At 72.3% G+C, this 26,118-nt stretch carries 26 protein-coding genes; 4 read left to right on the top strand and 22 right to left on the bottom strand.

What is annotated here, in order from left to right; translation table 11 throughout:
* Positions 1–142: 142 nt before the first annotated feature.
* Complete coding sequence (locus E0L36_RS10590) at positions 143–832, bottom strand: A24 family peptidase (RefSeq protein WP_180929915.1); 690 nt, start codon at positions 830–832, stop codon at positions 143–145.
* Positions 833–996: 164 nt separating this feature from the next.
* Between E0L36_RS10590 and E0L36_RS10585 the strand changes: the two genes are divergently transcribed.
* From E0L36_RS10585 to E0L36_RS10575, 3 genes are all read left to right on the top strand, one after another.
* The gene (locus E0L36_RS10585) at positions 997–1,377 is read left to right on the top strand and encodes a DUF192 domain-containing protein (protein ID WP_180928778.1); all 381 of its coding nucleotides are present in this window, start codon (positions 997–999) and stop codon (positions 1,375–1,377) included.
* A gap of 280 nt (positions 1,378–1,657) precedes the next feature.
* Positions 1,658–2,461: a trypsin-like serine protease gene (locus E0L36_RS10580; protein ID WP_180928777.1), complete on the top strand. Its 804-nt coding sequence runs from the start codon at positions 1,658–1,660 to the stop codon at positions 2,459–2,461.
* A 250-nt stretch (positions 2,462–2,711) separates the two neighbouring features.
* Positions 2,712–3,221 carry a hypothetical protein gene (locus tag E0L36_RS10575; RefSeq protein ID WP_180928776.1) on the top strand — a complete coding sequence of 170 codons (510 nt, stop codon included), beginning with the start codon at positions 2,712–2,714 and terminating at the stop codon, positions 3,219–3,221.
* 232 nt (positions 3,222–3,453) lie between these two features.
* Here E0L36_RS10575 and E0L36_RS27590 read toward each other — a convergent pair whose 3' ends face one another.
* From E0L36_RS27590 to E0L36_RS10480, 19 genes are all read right to left on the bottom strand, one after another.
* Positions 3,454–5,109 (bottom strand): bifunctional phosphatase PAP2/diacylglycerol kinase family protein, encoded by a 1,656-nt coding sequence (locus E0L36_RS27590; protein ID WP_258016133.1) that lies wholly within the window; start codon positions 5,107–5,109, stop codon positions 3,454–3,456.
* Positions 5,110–5,314: 205 nt separating this feature from the next.
* Positions 5,315–5,923 carry an OmpA family protein gene (locus E0L36_RS10565; RefSeq protein WP_180928775.1) on the bottom strand — a complete coding sequence of 203 codons (609 nt, stop codon included), beginning with the start codon at positions 5,921–5,923 and terminating at the stop codon, positions 5,315–5,317.
* A gap of 10 nt (positions 5,924–5,933) precedes the next feature.
* Positions 5,934–6,548 (bottom strand): hypothetical protein, encoded by a 615-nt coding sequence (locus tag E0L36_RS10560; protein WP_180928774.1) that lies wholly within the window; start codon positions 6,546–6,548, stop codon positions 5,934–5,936.
* Positions 6,549–6,586: 38 nt separating this feature from the next.
* Positions 6,587–7,339, bottom strand: coding sequence for a pilus assembly protein TadG-related protein (locus E0L36_RS10555; RefSeq protein WP_308416718.1), 753 nt, complete (start codon positions 7,337–7,339; stop codon positions 6,587–6,589).
* Positions 7,324–7,530: a hypothetical protein gene (locus tag E0L36_RS10550; protein WP_180930089.1), complete on the bottom strand. Its 207-nt coding sequence runs from the start codon at positions 7,528–7,530 to the stop codon at positions 7,324–7,326. Before E0L36_RS10550 ends, E0L36_RS10555 begins: the two co-directional genes overlap by 16 nt.
* A gap of 264 nt (positions 7,531–7,794) precedes the next feature.
* The gene (locus tag E0L36_RS10545) at positions 7,795–8,877 is read right to left on the bottom strand and encodes a response regulator transcription factor (RefSeq protein ID WP_180928773.1); all 1,083 of its coding nucleotides are present in this window, start codon (positions 8,875–8,877) and stop codon (positions 7,795–7,797) included.
* Between the two features lie 74 nt (positions 8,878–8,951).
* Positions 8,952–10,412, bottom strand: coding sequence for a sensor histidine kinase (locus E0L36_RS10540; RefSeq protein WP_180928772.1), 1,461 nt, complete (start codon positions 10,410–10,412; stop codon positions 8,952–8,954).
* Positions 10,413–10,472: 60 nt separating this feature from the next.
* Positions 10,473–11,345 carry a DUF5936 domain-containing protein gene (locus E0L36_RS10535; RefSeq protein WP_180928771.1) on the bottom strand — a complete coding sequence of 291 codons (873 nt, stop codon included), beginning with the start codon at positions 11,343–11,345 and terminating at the stop codon, positions 10,473–10,475.
* Between the two features lie 10 nt (positions 11,346–11,355).
* Positions 11,356–12,297 carry a type II secretion system F family protein gene (locus E0L36_RS10530; RefSeq protein ID WP_180928770.1) on the bottom strand — a complete coding sequence of 314 codons (942 nt, stop codon included), beginning with the start codon at positions 12,295–12,297 and terminating at the stop codon, positions 11,356–11,358.
* 98 nt (positions 12,298–12,395) lie between these two features.
* A complete protein-coding gene (locus E0L36_RS10525) occupies positions 12,396–13,742 on the bottom strand; it encodes a CpaF family protein (protein WP_180928769.1) in 1,347 nt (448 codons plus the stop codon).
* Positions 13,743–13,795: 53 nt separating this feature from the next.
* On the bottom strand, positions 13,796–14,206 hold the full coding sequence (locus E0L36_RS10520) for a TadE/TadG family type IV pilus assembly protein (RefSeq protein ID WP_180928768.1): 411 nt from the start codon (positions 14,204–14,206) through the stop codon (positions 13,796–13,798).
* A 3-nt stretch (positions 14,207–14,209) separates the two neighbouring features.
* Positions 14,210–14,587 (bottom strand): TadE/TadG family type IV pilus assembly protein, encoded by a 378-nt coding sequence (locus E0L36_RS10515; protein WP_180928767.1) that lies wholly within the window; start codon positions 14,585–14,587, stop codon positions 14,210–14,212.
* Positions 14,588–14,696: 109 nt separating this feature from the next.
* Positions 14,697–15,926 (bottom strand): AAA family ATPase, encoded by a 1,230-nt coding sequence (locus E0L36_RS10510; RefSeq protein ID WP_180928766.1) that lies wholly within the window; start codon positions 15,924–15,926, stop codon positions 14,697–14,699.
* A gap of 18 nt (positions 15,927–15,944) precedes the next feature.
* Complete coding sequence (cpaB, locus tag E0L36_RS10505) at positions 15,945–16,661, bottom strand: Flp pilus assembly protein CpaB (protein WP_180928765.1); 717 nt, start codon at positions 16,659–16,661, stop codon at positions 15,945–15,947.
* A gap of 94 nt (positions 16,662–16,755) precedes the next feature.
* A complete protein-coding gene (locus tag E0L36_RS10500; protein WP_180928764.1) occupies positions 16,756–17,643 on the bottom strand; it encodes a hypothetical protein in 888 nt (295 codons plus the stop codon).
* Between the two features lie 553 nt (positions 17,644–18,196).
* Positions 18,197–18,814 (bottom strand): hypothetical protein, encoded by a 618-nt coding sequence (locus tag E0L36_RS10495; RefSeq protein ID WP_180928763.1) that lies wholly within the window; start codon positions 18,812–18,814, stop codon positions 18,197–18,199.
* Positions 18,815–18,849: 35 nt separating this feature from the next.
* Entirely contained in the window at positions 18,850–19,059 is a 210-nt protein-coding gene (locus E0L36_RS10490) for a hypothetical protein (protein ID WP_180928762.1), read from the bottom strand.
* Positions 19,059–20,141 carry a hypothetical protein gene (locus E0L36_RS10485; RefSeq protein ID WP_180928761.1) on the bottom strand — a complete coding sequence of 361 codons (1,083 nt, stop codon included), beginning with the start codon at positions 20,139–20,141 and terminating at the stop codon, positions 19,059–19,061. The genes E0L36_RS10490 and E0L36_RS10485 overlap by 1 nt, the downstream gene beginning before the upstream one ends.
* A gap of 277 nt (positions 20,142–20,418) precedes the next feature.
* Positions 20,419–21,867: an Nramp family divalent metal transporter gene (locus E0L36_RS10480; protein WP_180928760.1), complete on the bottom strand. Its 1,449-nt coding sequence runs from the start codon at positions 21,865–21,867 to the stop codon at positions 20,419–20,421.
* A 281-nt stretch (positions 21,868–22,148) separates the two neighbouring features.
* Between E0L36_RS10480 and E0L36_RS10475 the strand changes: the two genes are divergently transcribed.
* A complete protein-coding gene (locus tag E0L36_RS10475; RefSeq protein ID WP_219636595.1) occupies positions 22,149–23,171 on the top strand; it encodes a chitinase in 1,023 nt (340 codons plus the stop codon).
* Between the two features lie 231 nt (positions 23,172–23,402).
* Here the strand turns inward: E0L36_RS10475 and E0L36_RS10470 are convergent, their stop codons facing one another.
* Both E0L36_RS10470 and E0L36_RS10465 read right to left on the bottom strand, forming a co-directional pair.
* Positions 23,403–24,302 (bottom strand): serine protease, encoded by a 900-nt coding sequence (locus tag E0L36_RS10470; protein WP_180928758.1) that lies wholly within the window; start codon positions 24,300–24,302, stop codon positions 23,403–23,405.
* A gap of 196 nt (positions 24,303–24,498) precedes the next feature.
* Positions 24,499–25,974: a GntP family permease gene (locus tag E0L36_RS10465; protein WP_180928757.1), complete on the bottom strand. Its 1,476-nt coding sequence runs from the start codon at positions 25,972–25,974 to the stop codon at positions 24,499–24,501.
* Positions 25,975–26,118 lie beyond the last annotated feature (144 nt).

Raw genomic sequence — 26,118 nt, 5'->3', positions numbered from 1 at the left:
CGGGGACGGACCGGAGGGTCGGGGACCGCCTCGTTCGGTGGAGCCGTCGGCGGACCGGGCACCCTCGGGCCGACGCGCGGCACCGGCTCCTTCCCCGCGCCCCGGGGCACGCGGTGTGCCGGGGAGAAGGTCCCCGGCGGACTCAGCCCCGCGCCGCGAGGGCGCCGACCAGCAACCCCAGCAGGGTCCCAAGGGTCATGAAGGGGCCGAACGGGATGGCGGTCTTCCGGCTCGCCCGCCGGAGCAACAGCAGGCCCAGTCCGTGGACGGCGCCCAGCGCCAGCCCGAGGAACGCGCCGAGCGCGAGGACCGCCCAGCCGTACCAGCCGAGCGCGGCGCCCAGCGAGAGGGCCAGCTTGACGTCCCCGAAGGCCATGCCGTCGGGGTTGATGAGGAACAGCACGAAGTACCCGACGCCGAGCGCCGCCAGCCCGCCGAGGGCCCCGGTCCAGTTCCCCCGCGCGCCCGGCAGTGTGGCGGCGAGGCCGAGGAGCACCGGCAGCGCTCCGGCGAGCGGGAGGGTCAGCTGGTCAGGGAGCCGGTACGCCCGTGCGTCCACCGCCGCCAGGACCAGCCAGCACGGCAACGCGAGGAGCCATACCGCCAGTTCGGGGCTCGGGCCGGTGGCGAGCGCGAGGAGTGCGCACAGCGGCGCCGCGACGAGCGGGTACGGCCAGCGTCGCGGGCCCAACGGACCCGCACAGCGGGGGCAGTTGGGCCCACCGAGCCATCCGCGCACCGGGCCGGTCAGCGGGTGCCCGGCCGGGCAGTCCCGCCGGGCGTCCCCTCCGGGCTCGACCGCGAGCCGGTACACCACGCGCGGCAGCGACATCCCGGTGGCCGCCCCGTATCCGGCGGCGCATCCGGCGAGCACCAGGGCGGACGTGGACGGCACGGGCCGAGCCTACGCCCACCGTCCGCCGTCCGCGGGCCGGTTCGGAACGGGGCGGGGACGGCACGTACCGAACCGCCCCCGGGCGCCGTACGGTTGCCGCCATGAGGCGAGAGTGGAGGGACGGCCCGGCGCTCCTCACCGTCCTGGGCGAGGACGAAGAGGTGGCCCACACCGTCCCGTTGGAGGTCGCGGCCTCCTACCGGGCCCGCACCCGGGGCCTGTTGGGTCGTGACGGCATCGAGGGCGCGTTGCTGCTGACCCCGGCGGGGAGCGTGCACACCTTCCGGATGCGCTTCGCCATCGACGTGGCCTATCTGGACCGAGCCGGACGGGTGCTGGCGGTGCGCACGATGCGCCCCGGCCGCCTCGGACTCCCCCGGCCGCGCGCGCGGCGGGTGCTGGAGGCGGAGGCGGGGGCCATGGGTGGCTGGGGGCTGCGGGCGGGCGGGCGGGTGCGCCTGACGGCCGTCGAGACCGGCTGAGGCGAGGGCGCCGGACCGCCTTCCGCCGTTTTCGGGATCTGTCATCTCCGGCGCTCGGACAGCGAGTTGACGGGACGGACCGGGGCGTGTGGGGGCGCCGCGGAACGCCCGGTGGTGAGCGCGGCGGACGCGGCTACCGGGGAGGAGGACCGGCTCGTTACCGGCGAGAAACCCCCCTTCCCGTTTTCGGATTTGTCGGTACTCTGACAACGCGCATGGGGCTCCACAACTGGCGTCTCACGCACGGAAGTTCCTTTACCCCCCACATCCTGGAGAACACATGTCCCTGTCGGTTGGACGCTCAGCGAAGCGCGCCATCGTCGTGGGCGCGGCGCTCGCGCTGGCCGCGGTGATGCCCGGTGCCGCGCAGGCCGACCCGGCCTCGGACGGCCCGAAGCCCACCATCATCGGTGGCGAGCCCACCACCACCGAGGAACACCCCTACACCATGGCGCTGACGGACACCTCCGGCCGTCAGTTCTGCGGTGGCACCCTCGTCGCCCCCAACAAGGTCGTCACCGCCGCGCACTGCGTGGACGGCGACAGCCCGGGCAGTGTCAACGCGGTCGGCGGCCGCACCGACATGACCACCGACGAGGGCACCTCGATCACCACGTCGGACATCTGGGTCCACCCGGACTACGGCTCCGCCGGGCAGGGCGCCGACGTCGCCGTGCTCACCCTCGAAGAGGAAATGCCGTACGAGGCCGTGCCGTTCGTCTCGGCCGACGAGACCGACGTGTACGAGCCCGGCTCCCCCGCCACCATCCTCGGCTGGGGCGCGACCTCCGAGGGCGGCTCCACCTCCGACGTGCTCCTCAAGGCCGAGGTGCCGACCGTCTCCGACGAGGACTGCTCCACCGCCTACGGTGACAGCTTCAACGCCGAGGACATGGTCTGCGCCGGACTTGAGGAGGGTGGCGTCGACGCCTGCCAGGGCGACAGCGGCGGCCCGCTGATCCTCAACGGCAAGCTCGCCGGCATGACCTCCTGGGGCGAGGGCTGCGCCCGGCCCGGCAAGCCCGGCGTCTACGGCAAGATGACCGCCTTCTCCGACCTGGTCAAGGAGCAGGTCGAGAGCTGAGCGGAAACACCGCACGGGGCGGGGCCCGGCGCGCCGACAGGCGTGCCGGGCCCCGCTGTTCGGCCGCCGCGCCACCCCGTACCCGCCACGCGCCCACCAACCACGTCCGCCGCCATGGCAGTTGGGAACGACGGGTGTCAACGGCCCTTCACACGGCGGTTCCTCGCCTCTGCGACACGGCCCCGCAGCGGTCTGCCACAGCCCCGCAACGCCGGGAACCACCGCCCGCGCCGGGCGCGTGGGACGCCACATGAATCAGATCAACGACGCCCTGGACACCCTCGCCGCCGCCTTCACCGGGGAGTACTCCCCCGAACGGGACATCCTCGACCCGCAGGGCCACGAGGGCACCTGCTCCGACATCATCCACCCCGAACGTCTCGACCGGGACCGGCTCGACTACTCGGTCGCCAGCCTCAAGCTCGTCGACGCCTACCTCACCCACCTGCACCGGCGGTACCCGGAGTGGCCCGGCGCGGAGTGGACCCGCACCGTGTTGCGGACCGGCGCGTACGTGGGTGAGGTCATCCGGCGCAACGCCCCCCGCGCCTACGACTGGGTGGAGTTCGCCGAGTACGTCGAGGCCCACCCGCGGAGCGTCCGCGTCTTAGGCGAGGACGCCGAACTTGCCGTCTGCGCCCTGCTGGCCACCGCCGACGGACGGGTCACCCTGCCGCTCAACCGTGTGCTGGCCTTCCTCGGCAACGGCGCCGAGGCCAGTGTCCAGCGCTACGCGGAGACCGAGTGCCACGAGGACTGACCACGCCCGCCGCCCCGCCGGACGGCCACCTCACCCCAACCGCCCTGTCGTAGCGGCCGGTTGGCACGCCGCTTCCCCGACCGCCGGCCATGCCCGGGACGTACGGCCATCCCGTACCACCGGCGCCACCCGGCTCCGGCCCTCTCCCGCCCCGGACCCAGCACACGCGCCGCCCCCGATCGGGAGTCGCGGCGCGCGGGTCGTTCCGGGTCCAACGCGGCCCGCCCCCACGTCAGTTCACCTCCGGCCGGTAGACGGTGAGCGCCTCCGGAAGCTTGTCCAGCACGAACGCGCTGGGAGCCGGGGCGACTTCGCCGTCGTAGGCCATCCGCGCCCCCACCGGCAGCCCGGCCACGTACATCCGGCTCGGCCGGGCCGTGGCGTACACCGGGGTTCGCGCGAGACCGCCCAGCACCGCCGCCGCCAGGAGTCTGGTCCGCGCGAACCGTCCACCGAGCGCCGCCCGCACGTCCAGCAGGCCGTCGGCGAGGTCGAAGCGGCGCACCGGCGCGATCCCCACACTCCGGTAGGCGCCGTTCCCCGCGAACAGCAGCCACAGCGAACGGGGCCGCCCGTTGACCTCGGCCCGGACCGGCTTCGCCGTGCGCAGTACCCGCACCACCCCCAGCAGCGTCGCGGCCGGACCACCGATCCTCGGTGACCAGCGCTCCCGGACCCGCACGAGATCCGGATAGACGCCCAGGCTGAAGGTGTTGAGGAACAGCACCGGGGCGCTGAGCACCGGGTTCAGCGTCGGGCCCGGCACCGCGTCCAACGCCCGTCCCGCCAGCGACCGGACACCGCCTCGCTGTCCCGACCCCGCCGCCTCGCCGACGAGTTGGGCACGCGACGCGGAACGGTCCGGCTCGTGCTCCCGGAACACCACCGGCCGGGCGCCCAGCGGGGTCACCCGCCCCACGTCCGCGCGTATCGCACGGCCGGACTCCACCGCGGCGCACACCCCGGGCACGGTCTCGGCACCCAGGTCGGCCGCGAAGTGGTTGAACGTGCCCCCGGGGAAGACGGCCAGCGGCACACCGGCGCGTAGCGCCGCCAGCGCCGCCGCGTTGACCGTACCGTCGCCACCGACCACCCCGAGCGCCCCGCCGCGGTTCCGCGCCCGGTCCGCCGCCTCGTCCAGCACGTCCGGCAGCGGCCCCGACTCCTCCCGGTGCCACACGAGTTCGGCACGCGGCAGCTCCTGCCTCAACTGCCGTACTGGATCACTCAGTTGAGGCTGAGCGCCGGAGGACGGGTTCACCACGACGACCAGCCCGGCGCCCTCCGGCAGCGCCGGAGCGTCCCCCCGCGGCCTGCCGGGCGGGGGCAGTTGGGCCCGGGTCGGCGCCATACCGCGCAGCGACAGCGCCGCACCGGCCCCGAAGGCCGCGCCCGCCAGCACGTCACTGGGGTAGTGCACCCCCGAGTAGATCCGCGAGAACCCGACGGCGGCGGCGGCCGGAGCCAGCACCGCGCCCCAGCGCGGCGCCTCCAGCGCGACACCTATCGCGAACGCCGCGGCCGAGGCCGCGTGGCCGCTGGGAAAGGACGTGGTGACCGGCTGACTCGGCAGCCGCCGCGCCACGGGTACCGCGTCCAGCAGCGGACGGCCGCGCCGTACCGAACGCTTCCCCAGGGTGTTCACCGTCACGGAGGCCAGTGCCAACGACAGCGCGCCCCGGGCCGCCGCCCGCCGCGCCCGGCCGTCGCCCAGCGCCCACATGCCCGCGCCCACCCCGAACCAGAGCAGACCACGGTTGGCGGACCGGCTCAGCCGGGGCAGCAACGCCTCGGCGCCCGGCCAGTTCCGCGCCGCGACCCGCTCGAACACCGCCAGGTCAGCTCGTGTCAGCGCCCGGCGGGCCCGGTCCCTCCACAGTTCCCGCATGGGCTCCCCCCTACCCCTGAAGGGTGAACCCACGCTTACCTCCGACGGGGAACCGGCACCACGCCCCCTCCGCGCCGAAGCCCACCGGCGGCCCCCGGTCACCCGCGCCCGATGGCGTCACCCACCGCGCGCCGGAAGGGACCGGCCCGGCGGAGACGAGACGGCCTGGACGGACGGCGGCGGGACGGCGGCCACCCCTCAGCGGCTACTCCTCGGTGCGGGGGAAGGAGACCTCCACCCGGCGGTTCTTCTTCCGCCCCTCCTCGGTGCTGTTCGAGGCGATGGGCTTGTCCTCGCTGTAACCCCGGATCTTGTACGTGATCCCGCCGCCCGACACCTCCTTCCGCAGCGCCCTGTGCACCGCGTTGGCGCGCGCCTTGGAGAGCTTCTTGCCGTGCGCGTAGGAACCGAGGTCGTCCGTGAACCCGAAGACGTTGACCTCGTTTGAGTCCTGCTTCTCGATCTCCTCCGCGATCTCCCGGATCCGGGAGTCCGCCCGCGCGGTGAGCTTCGCGCTGTCCTTGCCGAACAGCACCTCGGCCTGGATCTGAAACGTCACGTCCGCGTTGGAGTCCTCCCGCTTCTCCTCCCCCTGCTCGTCGCCGACGATCCGCTTGATGTCCAGGACCTTGGGGTCCGCGAGCTTCTTCCCCTCGGGAAGCTTCAGATCCGGATCGGCGGTGTCGACCTTCCCCTCGAACACCGAGGGCGCCTCCTTGGCCGCCGCCGAGGACGCGCCGAGCGCGCTCATCCCGGTGACGCCGGAAGCCAGAACGCCCGAGGCCAGAAGTGCGGTGCCGTAGCCACGTCGCATCGCCGTCACCTCAGCTGTCCGTCAGCGCGAGGGAGGCCGACTGGAAGGTGGGAATCTGGAGGTCCATCTCGGTGGACTTCTTCGGCGGCGCCGGGAACTGGATGAACACCCGCAGCTTCTCCCCGGCGTCCACGCTGGAGATCCCGGTGGTGGTCAGGGGCGCGTCCTCGGTGTCCCGCAGGGTGTAATACCGCTTGTTGTCCTTCTTGTCCACCAGCGTCGCCGCACCGAGGGAGCCACCTCCGTCAGCTTTCTGGAGTTCGAGGTCGCCGCCCGCCCAACTGGAGGTGTGCCGGAAACCAGAGTCCGACGTGTTCTTCAGGACACCGTTGACCGTGACGAAGCCGCTGGAGTCACGCGTGGCCGACGTCACGTCAAAAGCCATACCGGCCTGCCCGTTCAGCGTGGCGATGACCTTGCTGTCGTCGGCCTGCTCCGGCTGCTTCCCCTGCTCGTCCGAGGAGTCCGAAGAGTCTGAGGAGTCGGAACCGCCCTGCTCGCCGGAAGAGGACTTGTCGTCCTTCCCCCCGCCGTCGTCACTGCACGCGGAGAGCGTGAAGGCCAGCGCCACCGCGGCCGAACCCGCTGCGGCGGCGCGGCCCAGCCGGGAGATCTTCCTGCTCATTGCCACTAATCCTCTGGTTGTGGTCCAGCGTCGGACAGTCAGTCGGAGAGAGTAACGGAGAAGAGGTCGGCCACATCCGGGAACAGGTCCTGCTCGTCCGGGTCGATGACCCAGTCCTTGTCACCACACTTCAGGGTGCCGCCGGGCTTCTCCTTGTCCTTGTCGTCCTCGTCGTCCTCGTCGTCCTTTTCCCCCTCGCCCTCGTCCCCGTCGCCCTTGTCGTCTCCGTCTCCGTCTCCGTCACCGTCACCGGGCCCGGGCGTGTCCCCGCCGTTCTCCGGATCCGGTGTGATCTCGCACTCGAAGGTGATCAACGCGGTGGCGCTGGCCTCCGCGTACTCCTTCTCGGTCCCGGGGATGACGGAGCGTCCGACGGGTTCGTTGGTGCGCACCTCGACGGTGAACCCGTCCGGGCGGCCGTACGGCTCGCGCTGACAGGCCGATCCGTCGTTGTCGGTGTCGTACAGCTGGGCGTCGTTGCGGGCCGCGAGCCGCTCGGCCGCCGCGCAGCCGCTGGCGGTGCCCAGGCGCTGGCCCTTCCCGATGTCGTCCCAGTTGTCCGGGTCGAGGATGTCCCGGAGGAGGTCCTCCTTGAGGTGGTCCCGCGCCTCCTGGGCGGCCGCGAGGGCCGCGGCGTCCGCGGCGCCCTGGGCGCTGTTGCGGCTGGCCGCGGCCTGGCCCACCGCGAAGAACGCGAACGCGAGGAAGAGCAGGCCCGCCACCACCGTGATGTAGATGGGGAGCGCCTGCCCTGCCTCACGCCGGGGGGCTGTGGTCAGCCGTTTCCGCACTTCTCGCCCTCGAACCCCGCTGAGCAGGCCACGGCGTCCTTGATCTTGTTCGTGATCTCCGTGCCGATCCCCGTGACGACGATCGCGCCGATGATGGCGAGTACCACGAACAGGATGCCGAGGTACTCGATCGCGGTCTGGCCGGCCGTCTTCCTCTTGCCCTGCATCCGCTCGTATCGCGAGGCGACCATGGTCCGGATCATCTTCTGCCCCTCCGTAATTCCCCGGCCACGAACGGGCCGTGACGAACGCCTGTGCACCGACCCCCGCACCGGCCCCCCGAGGTCCGGTGCCGTGGTCAGTCTCCAGCAGCCAAGCACAGCACGGCACTTGGCGCATGGGCCCGCGGGCCCAACCGCGGGCCCAGAACCGGCGCGGGCGCGCCACGCGGGCACCGGCGCGGTGGCGCTCGCGCGCGCTGGCCTCGCGCGGGCGGTCCTCCGTGGTGTCCTCAGTCATGGTGCCCTCTCCCTCGGCGCCGTGCCGAGCCACCGGGCGATGGCCTCGCTGCGGGACTCGGCGTGGAGCTTCGCGAAGATTCGGTTGACGTGGTTCTTCACCGTCTTCTCGCTGATGAAACAGGCGTCCGCGATCTGTGAGTTGACCATTCCGGAGGCGATCAGCTCCATGACCTCCGCCTCCCGGGCGCTGAGCCCGAACCGCCCGGCCGAGCGTGTCGCCGGGACGTGGTCGGGGCGGTGCGGGGGTGGTTCGGGCGCTTCGGTGGCCGCGGGCGGCGGATCCCCGGTCTCCGGTCCGGGCGACACCGGGGGCGCGCCGGGGTGGTGGGCGTGTCCGGGGGGTCCGCCCGCGCTGTCGCGGAGTTGGGTGAGGAGGACGCCCGCGGCGGTGGGCGAGAGGTACGGCTGTCCGCGGCGGACGTGGTGGACGGCGGCGATGAGTTCGTCGGCCTGGAACTCCCCGTGGACGAGGTAGCCGCGGGCGCCGAGCCGGAGCGCCTCCCGCACGGTCTCGTCGGCGTCGCTATAGGTCAGCATCAGGACCGGGGCGACCTGGGTGAGGTGGGGCAGCGCGGCCAGACCGTCGACGCCGGGCATCCGGACGTCCAGCAGCACCACGTCCGGCCGGTGGTGCCAGGCCGCCTCGTACGCCTGTCTGCCGTCGGCGGCTTCGGCGACGACGCGGACCTCGCCGCGTCCGGAGAGCAGCGCGGTCAGTCCGGCGCGGACCACCGGGTTGTCGTCGGTGACGACGACGCGGACCGGTCCGCTCTCGCCGGGCGCGGGCGCGCCGAACGGGTCGGGGGCGGGGTCGGGCCGTCCGGACACGGGTGGCGGTACGGGCACCCGGGTGGGGGTGTGTTCGGTGCCGGGGTCGAGCCGCCGGGCGCTGGTGTGCTGGGAGGTGTTGGCCGAGTGCGCCGGGTGTCCGCCGACTCCGGGAACGGTGGTGGGCCGGGGGGTGGCCGTGTCCGATCCGGGCGGGGGTGTGGGGGTGGGCCCCGGGGGTGGGGTCCATCCGTCGGGGGTGGACGGCTGGGGGAAGCCGTGGGGGGAGCGAGGAGCGTCACCCGGCATGCTGGGGACCTCTCTTCGTGAGGAGACGGGGGGCGGCGCGGAGACGCCGAGACGCGACGGGGACCTGTCACCCATCATGGCAGCCCGCCGTCCCGCCCGGTGGGGTTCGGCCCGGGTGGTGCCGGTGGGGCGTCCGGTGACGTCGGGGCACCGCTTCCGGAGGTTCCGGACGGCGGGTCCGGGGTGCCCTCGGCCGCGTCAACGGACGGTCGTGGTGGGCGGGTTGGCGGGGTCAGCGCGGCGAGCGGGAGGTCCAGCCGAACCTCGGTGCCGCGGGTGCGCCTGCCCCGGCCGACGCGGATGCGGGCGCCCACCCCGGCCGCCCGCTCGACCATGCCGACGAGCCCGAAGTGACCGTCCGCGCGCAGCCGTTCGAGGGAGGTGCCGGAGGGCAGTCCCGGGCCGTCGTCGACCACCGAGATCCGCAGTCTGCCGTCGGTCACGCGCGCGGCCAACTCGACGGGGCCGCTGGCGGCGTGCCGGTGGGCGTTCTCCAGCGCCTCGGCGACGATCGAGAGGAGCTGCCGGGCGACCACCGGCGGCAGCGGGGGCAGCGGCGTTCCCCGGGGTGTCCACTCCACCCGGCGGCCGGTGCGCGTCTCGAACTCCCGTACCTGGGTGGTGAGTCCGTCGGTGAGGTCGGTGCGGTCCGGCTGCCGTTCCTCGCGACGCAGGTCGGTGAGGAGTTCCCGGGCCTCCCGGGCGGCGCGGCGGGCGGCCTCGGAGACGAGTTCGGCCTGCCGCTGGACGGTGTGCGGCTCGGCCCGGTCGGCGGAGCGGGCGAGGCCGTCGGCCGAGAGGGCGAGCCCGTGCAGGGTCTTGGCTACGGTGTCGTGCATCTCGCGGGCCAGTCGGGCGCGTTCGCCCTCCACGGCCTCGTGGACGGAGAGCCGGGAGAGCGCCTCGGACAGCGACTCGCTGGCGGCGCCGAAGCGGAACAGCAGTCCGCGCAGCGAGACCCCGACCGCTCCGGCCAGTACGCACAGGCCGGGCAGCAACCCGGCTCCGGCGAAGGTCACTTGGGCCTCGCTGGTGGTCGCGTAGGCCAGCAGCAGCGAGACCAGGGTGAGTGAGGCGAAGACCCCGGCGCCGCGCCAGTGGTACATCAGTCCGGCCAGCAGCGGGGTGCAGACGACGACGTATCCGAGGGGGCTGGCCGGTCCGGCGACGATCAGGAGCAGGGCGCCGAAGGTGACGTCGACGCCGAGCAGCGCCGGGTGCCGGAGCAGGAAGGGGCCGAAGCGCTCCCAGTCCCGGATGAGCATGTAGGAGCCCATCACGGTGCAGACCACGGCGAGGGCGACCAGCCAGGTGGGCCAGCCGGGGCGGGTGCCGTCGAAGGCCAGCGGGGTGGCGATGGCGATCATCGCGAGCCGGAAGCCGAAGACCTGACGGCACATCGCCTGGAGGGCGTTGAGCTGGATCCGGAAGGCGGGTTCGGAGGCCCGGCCGCCCCTGGTCCGGCCTGGGACGCCGGTGCCGCCGGGCCCGGTGTCGAGGGTGGGGCCGGGGCCGGCTCTGAGGGGGGTGGTCATGGTCGCCTCCTTCCGGTGGGCTGGGACGGTCCGGCCGGGGCGCCGGGGGCGGGCGGGGTGTCAGATGGAGATGCCTCCCGCGCCGAGGAACATCCCCGCGCCGATCAGCACGATCGTGGCGGGCACCATGAGCATGGCGACGAGGGAGGTGGCCTTCGGTACCGCCTTGGCGGCCTTGCGCCGCGCGTTCTGCGCGTCGGTGCGGCGCATGTCGTTGGCGATGGTGATGAGGGTGTCGACGATGGGGGCGCCGAGTTCCTCGCCCTGCTGGAGGGCGTTGACGAACATCGCCACCTGCTCGGAGTCGTTGCGGCGGCGCAGTTCCGCGAACGCCTCCCGGCGGCTGACTCCCATGTCCATCTGGCGCAGGGTGATGCGCAACTCGTCCGACCAGGGGCCCTCGTAGCGCTCGGCGACGCGGTCCAGCGCCTGCCGGAAGCCGAGTCCGGCGGAGACGACGACGGCGAGCACGTCGAGGAAGTCGGGGAGGGTCCGTTCGATGGCGGCCCGGCGTTCGCGGATGGCCGCCCAGATACCGACCTCGACCCAGAACAGCCCGAAGGCGAGCATCAGCACGGCCAGGACCGGCTGTCCCTTGTCGAGCATGACGAGGGCGCCGAGCGCGCCGAGGAAGCCGTAGACGAAGCGGCGCGCCGCGTACCGGTCGACGGTGAGGCCGCCGGGGTTGCCCGCGCGGTCGATCCGGCGGCGTACCGCGGCCACCCGCCGCTGTCCCATGAGCCGCAGCACCAGCGGGGCCCAGCGCATCCCGAGCCGGTCGATGAGCGAACCGCCCAGTCCGGTGCGGGTGGAGCCGACCTCCAGGGCGACCGACAGGTCCTCGGGCAGCCGTGCCTCGGCGCGGGACAGCCGGATGCCGTAGAGGGCGCCGAACACGCAGAGCCCGATGACGAAGGCGTAGAGAAGTCCCATCGTCTGCCCCTCAGACCTCGATCTTGCCCAGGCGGCGGATCAGCACGAAGCCCAGGACGTACAGGAAGAGCGCGAAGCCCAGTGCGGCGAGCCCGGCGGGCGTCGAGGTCATCTTGTCCAGCACCCCGGGCCAGATCTGGCTCATCATCAGCAGGAAGGCCAGGCCCATGCCGGGGATGATGAACGCGGTGGCGTTCACCTGGGACAGCTGGGTGCGGACCTCGCGCCGGGTCTCCTTGCGCTCCTCCAGGGTCTGGGTGAGGTTCCGCAGCGAGGCGACGACCGAGCCACCCGCCTTGTTGGACAGCACCAGGGTGCTGACCAGCACGCCGAGTTCGCGGGAGGGGAGCCGGTCGGCCAGCTCGCCGAGCGCGTCCTCCACCGAGTGCCCGACCGCCAACTGGTCGGCGACCCGGCGCAGTTCGGCACCGGCCGGGTTCTCCAGCTCGTCGGCGGCCATCGCCAGCGCGGTGCGCAGGGCCAGTCCGGCCTGGGTGGCGTTGGCGATCGTGCGGGAGAGTTCCGGGAGTTGGCTGATGAACGCCTCGATGCGCTTGCGCTGCTGCCAGTTGAGGAAGGCGAAGGACGTCCAGATGCCGATGCCGGCGGCGATCGGCCCGAAGAGCGCGGCGAGGAGGTAGTCACCGACGAACCAGAGGACGGCGCTCAGCGCGACCATGTAGACGAAGAACTCGCCCGGTGTCAGGCCGAGTCCGGTGGCGGAGAGCTTCCGTTCGATGCGGCGGCCGAGTGAGGTGCCGCGCAGCCGTCTGTCGATGCGCCGGAACCCGCGGCGCCGTCCGGCGGACCGGGGCAGCGTCTCCAGTTGGGCGAGCCGCCCGACCAGGTCCTCGTGGCGGGCGCGGCCGGAGGCGTAGACGTGCACGCCCGCCACCGCGCATACCGCGCTGAGCAGGGCGGCGCCCGTGGCCACCAGTGCGAGTGTGCTCATGGCAGTTCAGAAACCTTCCGTCGCGCTCGTCGCTCCGCCCGCCGGGTCGCGGACCGACTCCGGCTCCGGGCTGCCGTGTTCGCTGTGCCGGTCATCGTTCACTCGCCCGTCTCCCCGCCGCGGGCGGCGAGTTGGCTGTCGTCGGCGGCGACGCCGAAGGCGGGTGGGGTGGTCTCCCCCGCGAGGTAGAGCCGTTCGGCGATCCGGCGCGGCACCGGGTGGTAGCCGAAGTGGCCGTGCACAACGCCGTCGCTGGTGAACGGCCGCGCCTCGAAGCGGCAGACGGAGACGATCCGGTACTCCTCGCGGCCGTGTGAGTCGAGGATGGCGATCTCGCTGACCTTGCGGGAGCCGTCCGGGTAGCGGGCGAGCTGCACGATGACGTCCACCGCGCTGTTGATCTGGTCCTTGAGCGCGATGTACGGGATCTCCACGTCGGACATGGAGCCGAGGGTCTGGAGCCGCATCAGCCCGTCCTCCGCGCTGTTGGCGTGCACGGTGGCGAGCGAGCCGTCGTGGCCGGTGGACATCGCCTGGAGCATGTCGAGCGTCTCCCCGCCACGGACCTCGCCGACGATGATGCGGTCGGGGCGCATCCGCAGCGAGTTGCGCACCAGGTCGCGGATGGTGACCTGGCCCTTGCCCTCGACGTTCGGGGGGCGGCTCTCCAGCGTGATCACGTGCGACTGCTGGAGCTGGAGTTCGGCCGAGTCCTCGATGGTGACGATCCGCTCGCCCTCGGGGATCAGCCCGGAGAGGGCGTTGAGCAGCGTGGTCTTGCCGGTGCCGGTCGCGCCGGAGACGATCACGTTGAACTTGGCCCGGACGAACCCGGCGAGCAGCGCGATGATCTGCTCGTCCAGCGAGCCGAAGCCGATCATCTCCTGGAGGGTGAAGGCGCGGGGGAAGCGCCGGATGGTCAGGGTGGGGCCGGACAGCGCGAGCGGCGGGATGATGACGTTGACCCGCTCCCCGGAGGGCAGTCGCGCGTCGACCATCGGATGGGACTCGTCCACCCGGCGGTTGACGGTGGAGACGATCCGCTCGATGGTCTGCATGAGCTGTTCGGTGGAGGCGAAGCGCATCGGCAGCCGTTCGATGCGGCCGCCGCGTTCGACGAAGATGTTCTCCGGCCCGTTCACCATGATCTCGGTGATCGAGGCGTCCTCCAGCAGCGGTTCGAGGATGCCGAGCCCCAGCGCCTCGTCCACCACCCGCCGGATGAGCAGGGAGCGTTCGTGGGTGGAGAGAACCGGGCCCTCGCGGCTGATGATGTGGCCCAGCACCCGCTCCAGCCGCACCCGCCGCTCCGCCGCGGCGAGTGCGGACATCTCCGCGAGGTCGATCTCCTCCAGCAGCTTCGCCCGGTAGACGGCGACGAGATGGCCCTCCTCGTGCTGGCCGCTGACGGCCTCGGGGGCGTTGATGCGTGCCCTCAGGCTCATGTGGGGACTCCTCGGTGCTGGTGGTCGGCGGTACGGGCGGGGACGGGGCGGGGTCAGTCGCGCGGCATGGTGGTGGTCCGTACCGCCGGGCCGAACGGGTCGTCGACGCCGGGGATGACGGAGGGGATCTCCACCTCGACGCGGACGGTGACCTCCTCCGGGCCCCCGCCCTCGCTGGTGATGGTGGCGTTGTCGGCCAGCCAGTCGCTCATCGCCTCCCGTCCGGCGTCCTGGTAGCCGAGCGGGGTGTCCTCCTGGCTGGCGATCCGGGCCGCCGCGCGGGAGGCGGTACCGGCCTGCTGCGCGGCGTAGGCGATCAGGCCGAGCTGGATGGCGGCCATCGCGACGAGGATCAGCAGCGGGATCATGCCCAGGTACTCGATCGCGACCTGGCCACGCTCCCCCCGCCCGCGGCGGGCGGGGGGGCGCCCTGGGGCGTTCCGGCCGGCTGTCGGCACCGTCATGGCTCAGCCCTCCTCCGCCGCGGCGGCCTCGCTGGTGACCGTCCACGGGAAGTCGGCCGTGCCGGGGAACAGCACCGGGACCCTGACCCGTACCTCCCCCTTGACCAGCCCCCGTTCACGGTGGCAGCGCACGTCCAGGGAGGCGTGGAATCCGCTGGTCAGCACCGCGCGGGCGCCGCGTTCGCAGGCGGCGGTGTAGGACTCGCCGGTGTGTCCGGCGGTCGCGCCGGCCCGTACGGCGGCGTCCGCCGCGTTGCCCGCCACGGTGTAGGTGTAGCCGGCGATGGCCGCCTGCCACAGGAGTATCAGGGTGAGCAGCACCAGCGGGAGCATGCCGAGGAACTCCACGGACACCTGCCCGCGCTCGTCGTGCCGTCCCATCCGCCCTCCCTCCCCTCTCCGTTCGCCTCGGTCCGTTCTGGTCCCGTTCCGGTCCTTCCCATGCCGTGCCCGTTCCTCGTCCAACCTCGCGTCCCCGCCCGGCGGTTGGCTACCGTCGCGGCTCTCCGCGGTCCCGGCCCCGGCCGCCGCGGCGCTCCGGCGCGGCGGCGGCGCGGACGAGGCCGATCTCCCCGGCCAGCCCCCACAGCGCCTGTTTGACACTGCCGCGGCCGTCCAGTTCGTGCATCCGCCCGGAGTCGACGGCGGACTGGAGTTCCTTGAAGCGCGCCGGGACGGTGGTGCGCGCCACCCGGCTCCCCACGATCCGCTGGATCAGCTGCGGCTGGATCTCGGCGGTGCGGCTGTGCCGGTTGACGACGACGGATGTCTCCTCCGGTTTGCGCACCTGGAGCCGTTCCCAGAGCCGCACCATGCGCTTGGCCCCGCGCACCGCCACCACGTCGGGCGTGGTGAGCAGCAGCGCGGTCTCGGCCATCTCGACCATGGCGGTGTTGGCGCTGTTCATCTGGCTTCCGGTGTCGACGACCACCACCTCGTAGCGGGAGCGCAGCGCGCTCAGGGTCTGCCGCGCGGTGCGGTCGGTCACGTCCTCGGCGCGTTCCGCCTCGGCCGGGGCGAGTATCAGCCCCAGCCCGGTGGGGTGGGTGAAGACCGCGTCCTGGAGGACCCGCGGGGAGATGTCGCTGATCTGGGCGAGGTCCGCGATGGAGCGGCGGAACCGCACGTCCAGGTAGGAGGCGATGTCGCCCGCCTGGAGGTCCATGTCGACCAGCGCGGTGGGCCGTCCGGACGCCTGGGCGGCGAGGGCGAGGTGGACGGCGGCGACGCTGGCGCCCACGCCGCCCTTGGCGCCGGTCACCGTCACCACGGTGCCGCCGGGGCCGCCCGGCGGCTCGGGCCCGGCCTGGAGGTGGCGGCGCATCCCGCTGGACCACTGGGCCGCCGCCTGCACCCGGGCGAGGAGTTCGTCGTAGGACGCGGGAAGTGCGACGATCCCGCGTGAACCGGCGTCCATCGCGGCCGAGTAGAGCCCCGGTCCCGCGTCGGAGGTCAGCAGCACCACGCCGACGACGGGGAAGCGCAGCGCTATCTCCCGCACCAGCTCCAGCGCGGGCACCGGGCCGACGCGCTCGTGGACGAGCACCACCTCGGGCAGGTCCTCGATGCCCTCGTGGGCGAGGGCGGCGAGGGTGTCCAGCAGCGCGGTGGAGTTGCTGATCGGCTGGGCCGGGTCGACGTCCGGCAGCTGGCTCAGCAGTGTGGCGACGGACCGGGCCACGTCGACGTCGCCGACGGCCGGAACGATGCGGGTGACCATCCCTTGTCTCACCTGTCCTCAGTTGCCCTTGTCGTCGGACAGGGTGTAGTCACGCTCCCCGGACGGGATGCGGGTGTCGCTGCCCGGGGCGACCAGCGCCAGCCGTACGTGGCTGGCGAACGACTCGGCGTACGCGATGCGTTGGGCGTTCTTGGTGTTGAGCGCGAAGGTGATGGGCACGGCCTGGCTGCCGGAGGCGTCCCCGCCGTCCTCGTCGTCCTTGGGCCGCAGGGCGGTGATCCGGCCCACGTCGATGACCTTCGCGTTGTTGACGAGCACCCGGGACTGCGGCTTCCCGTTGCCCTCCGCCTGGAAGGTGGCGTAGACGTTGACGGTGGCGCCGGGGGTGATCTTCCCGGCGACGCCGGTCTCCGCGTCGATCATGATGGCGATCTCCTGCTGGCCGGGCTCCAGTTCGGGCCGGTCGGCGAGCATGTCGGACTGGAGGAGCGAGCCCTTCCTCAGCTTGTTGGTGGCGACCTTGCCGCGCACCTCGTCCAGGTCGCGGACGGCGGTGTCCGGCAGCCACCGCTTGGGCAGCGTGACCTTGTCGAAGTCGCCCTCGCTGAGCGTCTTGTAGGGGGACACGTCGGAGGTCAGCTCGTAGGCGGTGACCTTGTTGCCCACCTGGGACTCGGCGTCGTTGACGACCGAGAGCACACCGACGAACGCGCCGATGGCGACCAGGACCGACACGAGCAGCAGTATGACGCCGCGACGCTGGCGTGAGTTCATGGTGCGGACTACCTCGGATTGGGAACGGTGGCGGTGGGCGGAGTGACGCGGTCGTGCGGGGCCCGTCCGGGGCCGGGCCGGCTGCCCGGCGGGGCTAGTCCCATGACCGGCCGGTCACGGGGGCCACGTGGTGCACGACGCCCCCGGCCACCGGCTGGTTCTCCGGCGGCGGAGTGGGCGCCGCGCAGAACGCGCAGCGGTCGCCGATGAGTTCGAGTCCGCACCAGCGGCACTGCCGCACCTGGACGGAGTTCACCAGCTGGTACAGCGTCGCGACGTCGGGGATGGCGGCGGCGAACTCGACCAGCTTTCCGGTGCCCCACCAGCGGGCGGAGTCGGCGGGGAGTTCCGCCTCCTGGACGGCCTGCACCGGCCACTGGGTGGCGAGCGTGCTCCGCACCCAGTCGGAGGTCAACTGGCCCTGGGCGACCAGGAGATGGGTGGCGAACTCCGGTCCGGCCAGTTTCGCCGAGCCACCCACCTTGACGAGTTGCGGACGCGGATTGGCCAGCACCCCGAACTGGGCCCCGGGAACCCAGGACTTGGCGTGTGAGGTCAGGCCGACGGGAACCCGGTCCAGCTTGGCGACGGAGTTGAGCAGGGCGCCCGCGTAGACGTAGTGGGCGAGCAGCCGGGCGGCGGAGGCGAGGACCCCGGGGCTGAAGTCGTAAACCGAGAGCTGCCGCAGCTGCCGAATGAGAATCGCTGTCGCAAGCGGCGGAAGGTCCATCTCCAGCAGGGCGATGCGGTCGCTTTCCAGGAGCGAGCGCACCATGTGCATGCGCTGTACAACGGGAAGCGGGGTGCCCGTCGGGTAGACCGTGACGACATATCCGTGCTGTTCGACGAGTCGGTGCAGCTCGGTGAGGGCGGAATCCAGCGGTTGCCGGTCGGGCGGCGTCAGCACATGGGCGGCCGGGGTGTGCCGGTCGGGTGGCGGCAGCGCGAGACCGGGGTTTGTGACTGCAATCGCGGTGGACACCTCGGGCTCCCGGTTGGCTGCTGCTCGGCACCCCCGCTCCGGCCGCGGCGGCCGTCACACGCGGGTACTTCTCTTCTGGATCGCAGCTTATCCACACCTTATCCATCAGAGAACACCCTCATGGGCCCCGTATGACGCTCAGTTAGGCACACACCGCGCCGGACGGAGCCGAACGGGGCATCACGTGCGAAGTCGGCAGCGTAGCGAAGAACGGCGGAACTCTCAGCCGTTGCAAGGGAAAAGCACGGATCCGATGATCCCCAGGGGGAGTTGTGCGGTTCCCGACGGTCTACGTCTGCCCCGGGCGCCGCGCCGTTACGCGTGAGCGCGCCGATTCCCGTGTCCGCTGCCCGGCTCCCCAACTCGGGCCCTGAGCACGATGATCCATGGTTTCCCGCGTGAAACTGCCTCTTCGGTACGGGATTTCACCGCGCGTGGGACCGAAATGCCCGCGCCTCGGGCCGGTTGGCTCGTCCAGCGATTCCGTACCGGAACACGGCGGCCCAACACCGGTGTGGGAAGCGGGAGTCGGAACATCCGGGCCGGGCGTGGCTCAGCCGCGCACCGCCACCGAGGAGACGAGGCGGTCCACGTCGGCCTTCGGAACGGCGCCCCGCTCGGTGATGATCCGTACCAGGAAGGGCTTGTCCCGGGCGTCCATGCCGACCACGTCGGTGCCGTTGACCACGGTGCCCCTGGGCGGGACCCGGTCCCGGCCGGTGGACTCGCGCGGCTCGTAGTCCAGCCGCTTGGCCGAGTCGGTGCCCTCGACCTCGATGTCCTTCCGGCTCTTCGTCCGGCCGCCGAAGACGTAGGAGCCCGCCGCGCCGATGGCCGCCAGTTCGGTGTCCGAGGCGCGCATGAAGTCGAGCTGGATGACCACCTTTCCGGTGATCTCGCCGTCCTCGCGGAGCACCGCCGCCGCGTCGTTGTTCTCCGGCAGCTTGTCGTCCGCCAGCACCATCCAGCCGTCCGGGCAGACGGCGCTGACGCCCCCGGCCTCCAGCCGCCCTCCGCCGTCCTCCGGCTCGGCGGCGGAGCGGCTGTCCGAGCCGCAGCCCACCAGCACCGCCCCCAGCAACAGCGCGACACCGCCGGTGACGCGCGCCCGGCGGGCCGCCGCGGAGGCCGGGACCGGGGTGGTGGCCGGGCGGGCTCCAGCGTGTGTCATGACGGTCACTCCCACTCGTCCGGACGGCGTCGCGGTCACTTCGCGCACAGGCTGAAGGGTACGTACTTCCGTTTGCCCTGGTACGGAGCGCCGAGGTAGGTGGCGTCCCCGATCTGTTCGGTGTTCTCGCCGAACCTCGCGGTGTAGCCGAGGTCGGCGGCGCCGAGGTTCAGTTCGAACCCGAAGTCGGCGGCGTCCTCGACCCCGGAGTAGCTGGTCCTGCTGGACGTTCCCCGCTCGTACATCAGCTGTTCGAGCTGTCCGCTCCGGCCTTCGGGTCCTTTTCCGGCGCGATGCCCGAGAAGAGCGTGAATATCGTGGAGTTGGGCCCCTCGGTGAGGTCGCCGGAGAGCCAGTCCTCGGCCACGGCCCGCTGCTTGGCGACGCCGGGTTTCCCGTCCTGGAAGGAGAGGATGTCGGTGTCGGTGTCGGTGCGGGTGGCCTGGCGTCCGCCGCCCCCGCTGACCTTCCCGCCGTCCTTCCCGCCTCGGGTCTTCCGCTCCCCCGAGGCCGCGCCGCCGCCCTTCCTCTGCGTGGTGCGGGTGATGATGAGGGACCTCAGCCGGTCGGTCTCCGGGTCACGGTTGACCGTGACGGTGGCGGTGCGGGTGGCCGAGCCCTTCGCGGATCCGCCCTTCCCGCCCGCGCCGTAGCCCCGCTCGGTGAGCTTGCTGAGCGCGCACTGGAAGCGCTGTCCGACGGCCTCCCCGATCCCGGTCGTGGAGACCGCGAGCACCATGCTCAGCACCACGAACACCGCGCCCAGGTACTCGACTCCGGTGGCGCCCCGCTCCCAGCGGCCGTCGCGCCAGCTCGGCGGCGCGGACGTGCCGTCCCACACCACACCGGAGCCGCGCGCGGCCCGGCGGCCCTCCAGCAGCGCGTCGAGGGCCAGTCCGGCGCCGCCGCCCAGCAGCGCCGCCGTCGCCATCAGCGCGGCGCCCTCGGTGGCCAGCAGCGCCCCGCCCTCGGCCAGCGCGCGGGCCAGCGCCAGCAGCGGCACGCCCGCGGTGGCCGCGAGGTGCCAGAGGAGGGAGGCGCGGTAGGGACGCCGGTGCGCCCGCGCGGCGGCGAGCGCGGCGCCGGTGGCGATCAGCAGGTTCGGCAGGTGGATGAGCGTGAGGCGCCAGCCGACGGCGGACAGCCGTTCGGCGTCGGCGACGTCGGACAGCAGCACGTCGGACAGCAGACCGGCCGCGCAGAACACCGCGATGCCAGCCGCCCAGGCGACCAGCAACGGGAAGAGTCCGCCCGATCGCCGCCGTACCGCCGGGAGTTCACCGCCGTCCCCGGTTCGTGAGTCCACGTCCCCCGCTGCGCCACGCACCCCGTACGGCCTCCCTTGTCGCACCCGCGTTCGCACGGTAGCCCCCGCCGCGCGGGCCGCCATGGGCACAGGGCCCAGGACCGGACCCAGAGACCCGAGTTCGGCGCCCGGCCGGAGGGCACCGGGACGGGGCCTCCCCCGGCACGAGACCGCCCGGACGCGGAGGGCGCCCGGGCGGGGTGGTGCGAAAGGATCCGGTGAACGGACGGTGCCGTGTGGGTGGTTGGACGGGCGGACGCCGAACGGGCGGGCCCGGTGGGATGGATGGGGCCGCGGCTCAGCCCAGCCAGCTCCAGTCGAGTTCGGTGAGCTCGTGCACGGAGAGCACCAGGAACAGCAGCCCGGCGACGGTGAGCAACCCGTTGCTCAGCGGCCCGTTCCGCCAAGGGCGGGGCGTGCGGCTGGTGTTGAGCAGCCAGACCAGGGTCAGCGCGAGGAAGGGCATGAAGAAGGCGCCCAGCACCCCGTACGTGATGATCAGGCCGATCGGCTTGTCCAGCCAGAGCAGCGCCATCGGCGGGAAGGTCAGCCAGAGCAGGTAGGCGCGGAAGGGGCCGGTTCCCTCGCGCTGACCGGACGCCACGGCGGTGGCACTGTCGGCCCCGGCCTCGCCGGAGGTCTTCCGGGCCAGGCGCGCCCGTTCGACGAAGTCGGAGAACATCAGGCTGACGCCGTGCCAGACGCCGACGAGCGAGGAGAAGGAGGCGGCGAAGAAGCCAACCAGGAAGAGGGTTGAGGTGACCTCGCCGAAGCGCTCCTCCAGCACCGTGTCCAGGTCGAGCAGGCCACGCCCCTCACCGTCCTCGGTGAGCGCGATGTTGGCGGAGTGCAGCAGCTCGGCGCCGATGACCAGCATCGCGACGACGAAGATGCCGGTGGTGACGTAGGCGACGCGGTTGTCGACGCGCATCATCCGCATCCAGCCGCTGTCGGTCCAGCCCTTGGCGTTCACCCAGTACCCGTAGGCCGCCATGGTGATCGTCCCGCCGACGCCACCGATCAGGGTGAGCGTGTAGAGGACGGAGCCGTCCGGAAGGGTGGGCACCAGACCGGTGACGGCGTCACCGAGGTGCGGGGTGACCCGGATCGCGACGTAGACGACCACCACGAACATCACGCCGACGAAGGCCATCAGGACCTTCTCCACGACCGCGTAGTGGTTGAACCACACGAACAGCAGCCCGAGCAGGCCGGTGATGACGCCCCAGGTCTTGAGGTCGGGCCCGCCCGGGAAGAGCGCCTGGAGGGGCAGCGCGCTCGAACTCATCGCGGTCGCCCCGTAGACGAAGCCCCAGATGACGACGTAGATGGCGAAGTAGACCGTGGTCCACGGGCCCAGGGAGCGCCAGCCGTCGAACAGGGTGCGTCCGGTGGCCAGATGGAAGCGGCCCACGGCCTCCGCCAGCGCGATCTTGACGACGCAGCCGAGGACGGCGGCCCAGAGCAGGGTGTAGCCGAACTTGCTCCCGGCGACCAGCGTCGCCACCAGGTCCCCGGCCCCGACGCCGGTGGCCGCGACCACGATCCCCGGCCCGATCAGCTTCCAGTTGACCTTCCGGGCGGTCGGCGTGCTCCCCGCCTCGCCCCCGCCGCCACCCGCCTGGCGCGGTACCGCGGCCGAACCGGCCCCGGCCCCGGGGTCGTTCGCGACGGCCGGGGGGCGCTCCGCGGAGCGCCCCCCATCGCCTGACGCTCCGCTCTCCGGCGGTCCCTGATGCGTGCTCATACTGGCGCCTCCGGCTCCTCGTCCCCAACGTGGGGGGAATCCAACCCGTCGCGTCACAAGCAGCACAAGGGCACGGACCCGGGTTCCGCATCTTGACAACCGCATTGGTCTGGACCACGTTGGAGGCGAGCGCTGGGCGGCCCCCGCCGCGCACCGCGCCACCTCGCACGGCACCGCACACTCCAAGGACCCCCACACCGGAGGCAGTTGTGGCACGCGCACGAGCACGTTCCGATTCCCCCACCTCTCCCGGACGCGACCGGCGCTCGACGCGCCACCGGCTGCTGGCCGGACTGGCCGCCGGAGCGCTGGCGGCCGGCGGGCTGCTGGCCGTCGGCACCACCAGCGCCAGCGCGGACCCCGGTACGGCCACCGCCGACACCCGGATCACCGTCGACTCCCCCGCGCCCCGGGTCGGCGCCTCGGCGGTCCCGGCCCACGCGGTCACCGGGTACTGGCAGAACTTCGACAACGGCGCGACCGTCCAGACCGTCGCCGAGGTGCAGGACGAGTACGACATCATCGCCGTCGCCTTCGCGGACGCCACCGGCCAGCCCGGCGAGGTCGACTTCACCCTCGACCCCGCGCTGGGCTACTCCGAGGAGGAGTTCAAGGCCGACGTGGCGGCGAAGCAGGCCGAGGGCAAGTCCGTGATCATCTCCGTCGGCGGGGAGAAGGGCAACGTCAGCGTCGGCGACGGCACGGCGGCCACCAACTTCGCGAACAGCATCGTCGGCCTGATGGACGAGTACGGCTTCGACGGGGTCGACATCGACCTGGAGAACGGCCTCAACGCCACCTACATGACGGAGGCGCTCAAGTCGATCCACGCGGAGAAGAGCGACGTGGTGGTCACCATGGCGCCGCAGACGGTGGACATGCAGTCACCGGAGAACGAGTACTTCAAGACGGCGCTGAACATCAAGGACTTCCTGACCGTCGTCAACATGCAGTACTACAACAGCGGTTCGATGATCGGCTGCGACGGGAACGTCTACTCCCAGGGCTCGGTGGACTTCCTCACCGCGCTCGCCTGCGTCCAGTTGGAGGGCGGCCTCGACCCGTCCCAGGTCGGCCTCGGCACCCCGGCCTCACCCAGCGCCGCCGGCTCCGGCTACGTGGAACCGGGCGTGGTGAACGACGCACTGGACTGCCTGGCCAAGGGCGAGAACTGCGGCTCCTTCACCCCGGACACCACCTACCCCGGGATCCGCGGCGCGATGACCTGGTCCACGGCCTGGGACGCCTCGAACGGCAACTCCTGGTCCAGCACGGTCGGTCCGCACGTCCACGGACTTCCGTGACGGCGGGCCGGGGAACGGGCGCCGGATGCCGAGCGCCCGTCCCCCGGCCTCGCGTACCCGGTCTCGCCGCCGCCGGGGGGCGGCGGCGCGGTCCGGTCCCGGGCCACCACCCGGACACCGCGCGGGGGCCACGGCGACGAACGCCGTGGCCCCCGCGGTGTGTTGACACGCCGCGCCCGCCGGGCGCCAGCCGTGGCGGTCGACCGCCAACAGCGCCCGGCGGACGGGACGTTACGGCTTGGGCAGCGCGCACTCCGGCAGACTCAGGTCCACCGTGTTGCCCTCACCGACACACGAGGTGATCTGGTACGTCTGCTGGCCGTAGTTGGTGCCGGGGCGGACGGTGACCTCCCCGTTCTCGTCGACCTCGCACGGGTTGTTCATCGTGCACTCGCCACCGTTCTCGTTACCGGTGTTGTTGACGCCCACGACCTTGCCGGAGACGTCGTCCACGATCGGCGAGCCCGAGGTGCCGCCCTTGGTCTCGCAGGCCTCCGTGTAACGGATGGAGTCCTTCATCGTCCAGCCGCCCTCGCGCAGTTCGTGCACGAAGCCGTCGATGTCGCAGCTGTAGGTCTCCTTCCAGTAGCCGGAGACCACCGTGATGGCCGAACTCTCCTTCGGACGCGCCGAGTCCAGCTCCAGCGCCTGGACGCCGTGCTGCGCCTCGATCTCCTCGTAGCTGGCGTCGACCTGGTAGAGCGAGACGTCGGTGCCGGTCATCGTGGCGTATGCCAGCTTCGTGGCGTTCACCGTCCCGGCGTCGGCGCCACCGGCGTCCAGCAGCGTGAAGCTCCGGCTGGACGGCTGGTCCACCAGGACCGTGCCCGGCTCCGGCATCCCGCCCTCCAGGCAGTGCCCGTTGGAGAGCACCAGCGCGGGGTCGCCCGGCTGCGAGTCGGCGGTGCGGACCACCGAACCGGAGCAGTTGCTGAGCGCCACCGTGCCCTCGAAGTCAGGTGCCGCCAGCGGCAGTTCGGCGCCGCCACGGCTCTCACCGCCGCCGGTGTCCGCCCGCTCGGCGGACGCGGCCGGACGCTCCGCCGCTCCCGCGGGCGCCGCCGCGCCACCCACCAGGGTGGCGGCTCCCAGGAGCGCCACCGCCAGCGTGCTGACGAGAGGTCGTTTCATGTGGGGGTTCCTCTCTCGATACCGAGGACCCCCTGGTGTGGGGGTCCGTCCGGTGTACCGCGTGCATTCTTGGGGCTGCCCGGCCCGCCCACAAGACTCCGCCTCGCGATAGGACCGTCCCATCTCCCCGGCCGCCCGACCCCACGTCCCCGTCCGCGCGCCGCGCCGCGCCGTTCGGACCACCGGGTACGCCGCGTCAGATCACCAGGTACACCGCGGCCGCCGCGAGGAAGCCGACGACCGAGAGCACCGACTCCAGCACCGTCCAGGACTTGAGGGTGTCCCGCTCGGAGATGCCGAAGTACTTGGCGACCATCCAGAATCCGCCGTCGTTCACGTGCGAGGCGAAGATCGAACCCGCGGAGATCGCCATGATGATCAGCGCCAACTGGGCCTGGGACAGCCCCTCTCCCTCGACCAGCGGCAGCACGATGCCCGCGGTGGTCACGATCGCCACGGTGGCCGAACCCTGCGCCACCCGCAGCACCACCGAGACCAGCCAGGCCAGCACGATCACCGGCAGCCCCACGTCCCGGAAGGTGTCGGACAGCGCGTCGGCCACCCCGCTCCCCTTCAGCACCGCGCCGAAGATCCCGCCCGCCCCGACGACCAGCAGGATGTTGCCCACCGGCTTCAGCGAGGCGGTGGAGACGGTCTCCAGCGACCGCCGCGACCAGCCGCGCCGGATCCCGAGCAGGTAGTACGCCATCAGCAGCGCGATGGTGAGGGCCACGAACGGGTTGCCGAAGAACTCGACGACGGAGCGGAGCGTACTGGGGTCCAGCGCGACCGAGGAGAAGGTGGCCAGCAGGATCAGCACCAGCGGCGTACCGATGATGGCCAGCACGGTGAACAGCGACACCGGCTTCTCCGAGGGCCTGACCCCGGCCGCGGCCTGTTCGGCCGCCACCGCCGCCCGCGCCTCGTCCGCCGCCTCGACCATGTCCTGCGGCACCTCGACGAAGATCCGCCGGCCGATCCAGGCGGAGAACGCCCAGGCGGCGAGCACCGCCGGGGTACCGCAGACCAGCCCCATCAGGATGACCATGCCCAGGTCGACCTCGAACAGCCCGGCCGCGGCGACCGGCCCCGGGTGCGGCGGCAGAAAGGCGTGCGTCATGGAGAGCCCGGCCAGCAGCGGCATGCAGTACAGCAGGATGGACTTGCCGCTGCGCCTCGCGGTGGCGTAGACGATCGGCGCGAGGACGAAGATACCGACGTCGAAGAAGACCGGAACACCGAAGATCAGCCCGGTCATCCCCATCGCCAGCGGCGCCCGTCGCTCCCCGAAGAGGCCCAGCAAGCGGCGGCTGAGCACCTCGGCCCCGCCGGAGACCTCCAGGATGGCGCCGAGCATGGTGCCCAGCCCGATCACGATGGCGACATGGCCGAGGATGCCGCCCATGCCGTCCTCGATGAGCGAGGGAACATCCGAGTTCTGCACGGTGCCGAAGAGTTCGGTCACCGAGAGCCCCGCGGCCAGCCCCACCGCGATCGACACGGCGAGCAGGGCGACGAACGGCTGGAGGCGGACCGTGATGATGAGGTACAGCAACAGCAGGATGCCGAGCGTCGCGACGATCAGCAGTCCTGGGGTGCCACCTATGAGGAGCAGCAGCCCACCGGTGTGCGGTGGCCCCTCCTCCTCGGCGGTCTGGGCGAGCAGCAGCATGGGGACCTCTGGCTTCCATGTCCGGGTGTGTGGACGGGAGTTCGGTCGGATATGCGAACGCGTGCAGGGTGCTGGGTGCAGGGTGCCGGTCTTCGGGAACGGGAGTCGGAAGCGGACCGGGATGCGGAACGAGGCGCGGTACGG

The sequence above is a fragment of the Streptomyces sp. AJS327 genome, from assembly GCF_013450295.1.
Classification (GTDB): domain Bacteria; phylum Actinomycetota; class Actinomycetes; order Streptomycetales; family Streptomycetaceae; genus Streptomyces.
Note: the sequence above shows the minus strand (reverse complement) of the source record. Positions and strands in the feature narration are given on the sequence as shown.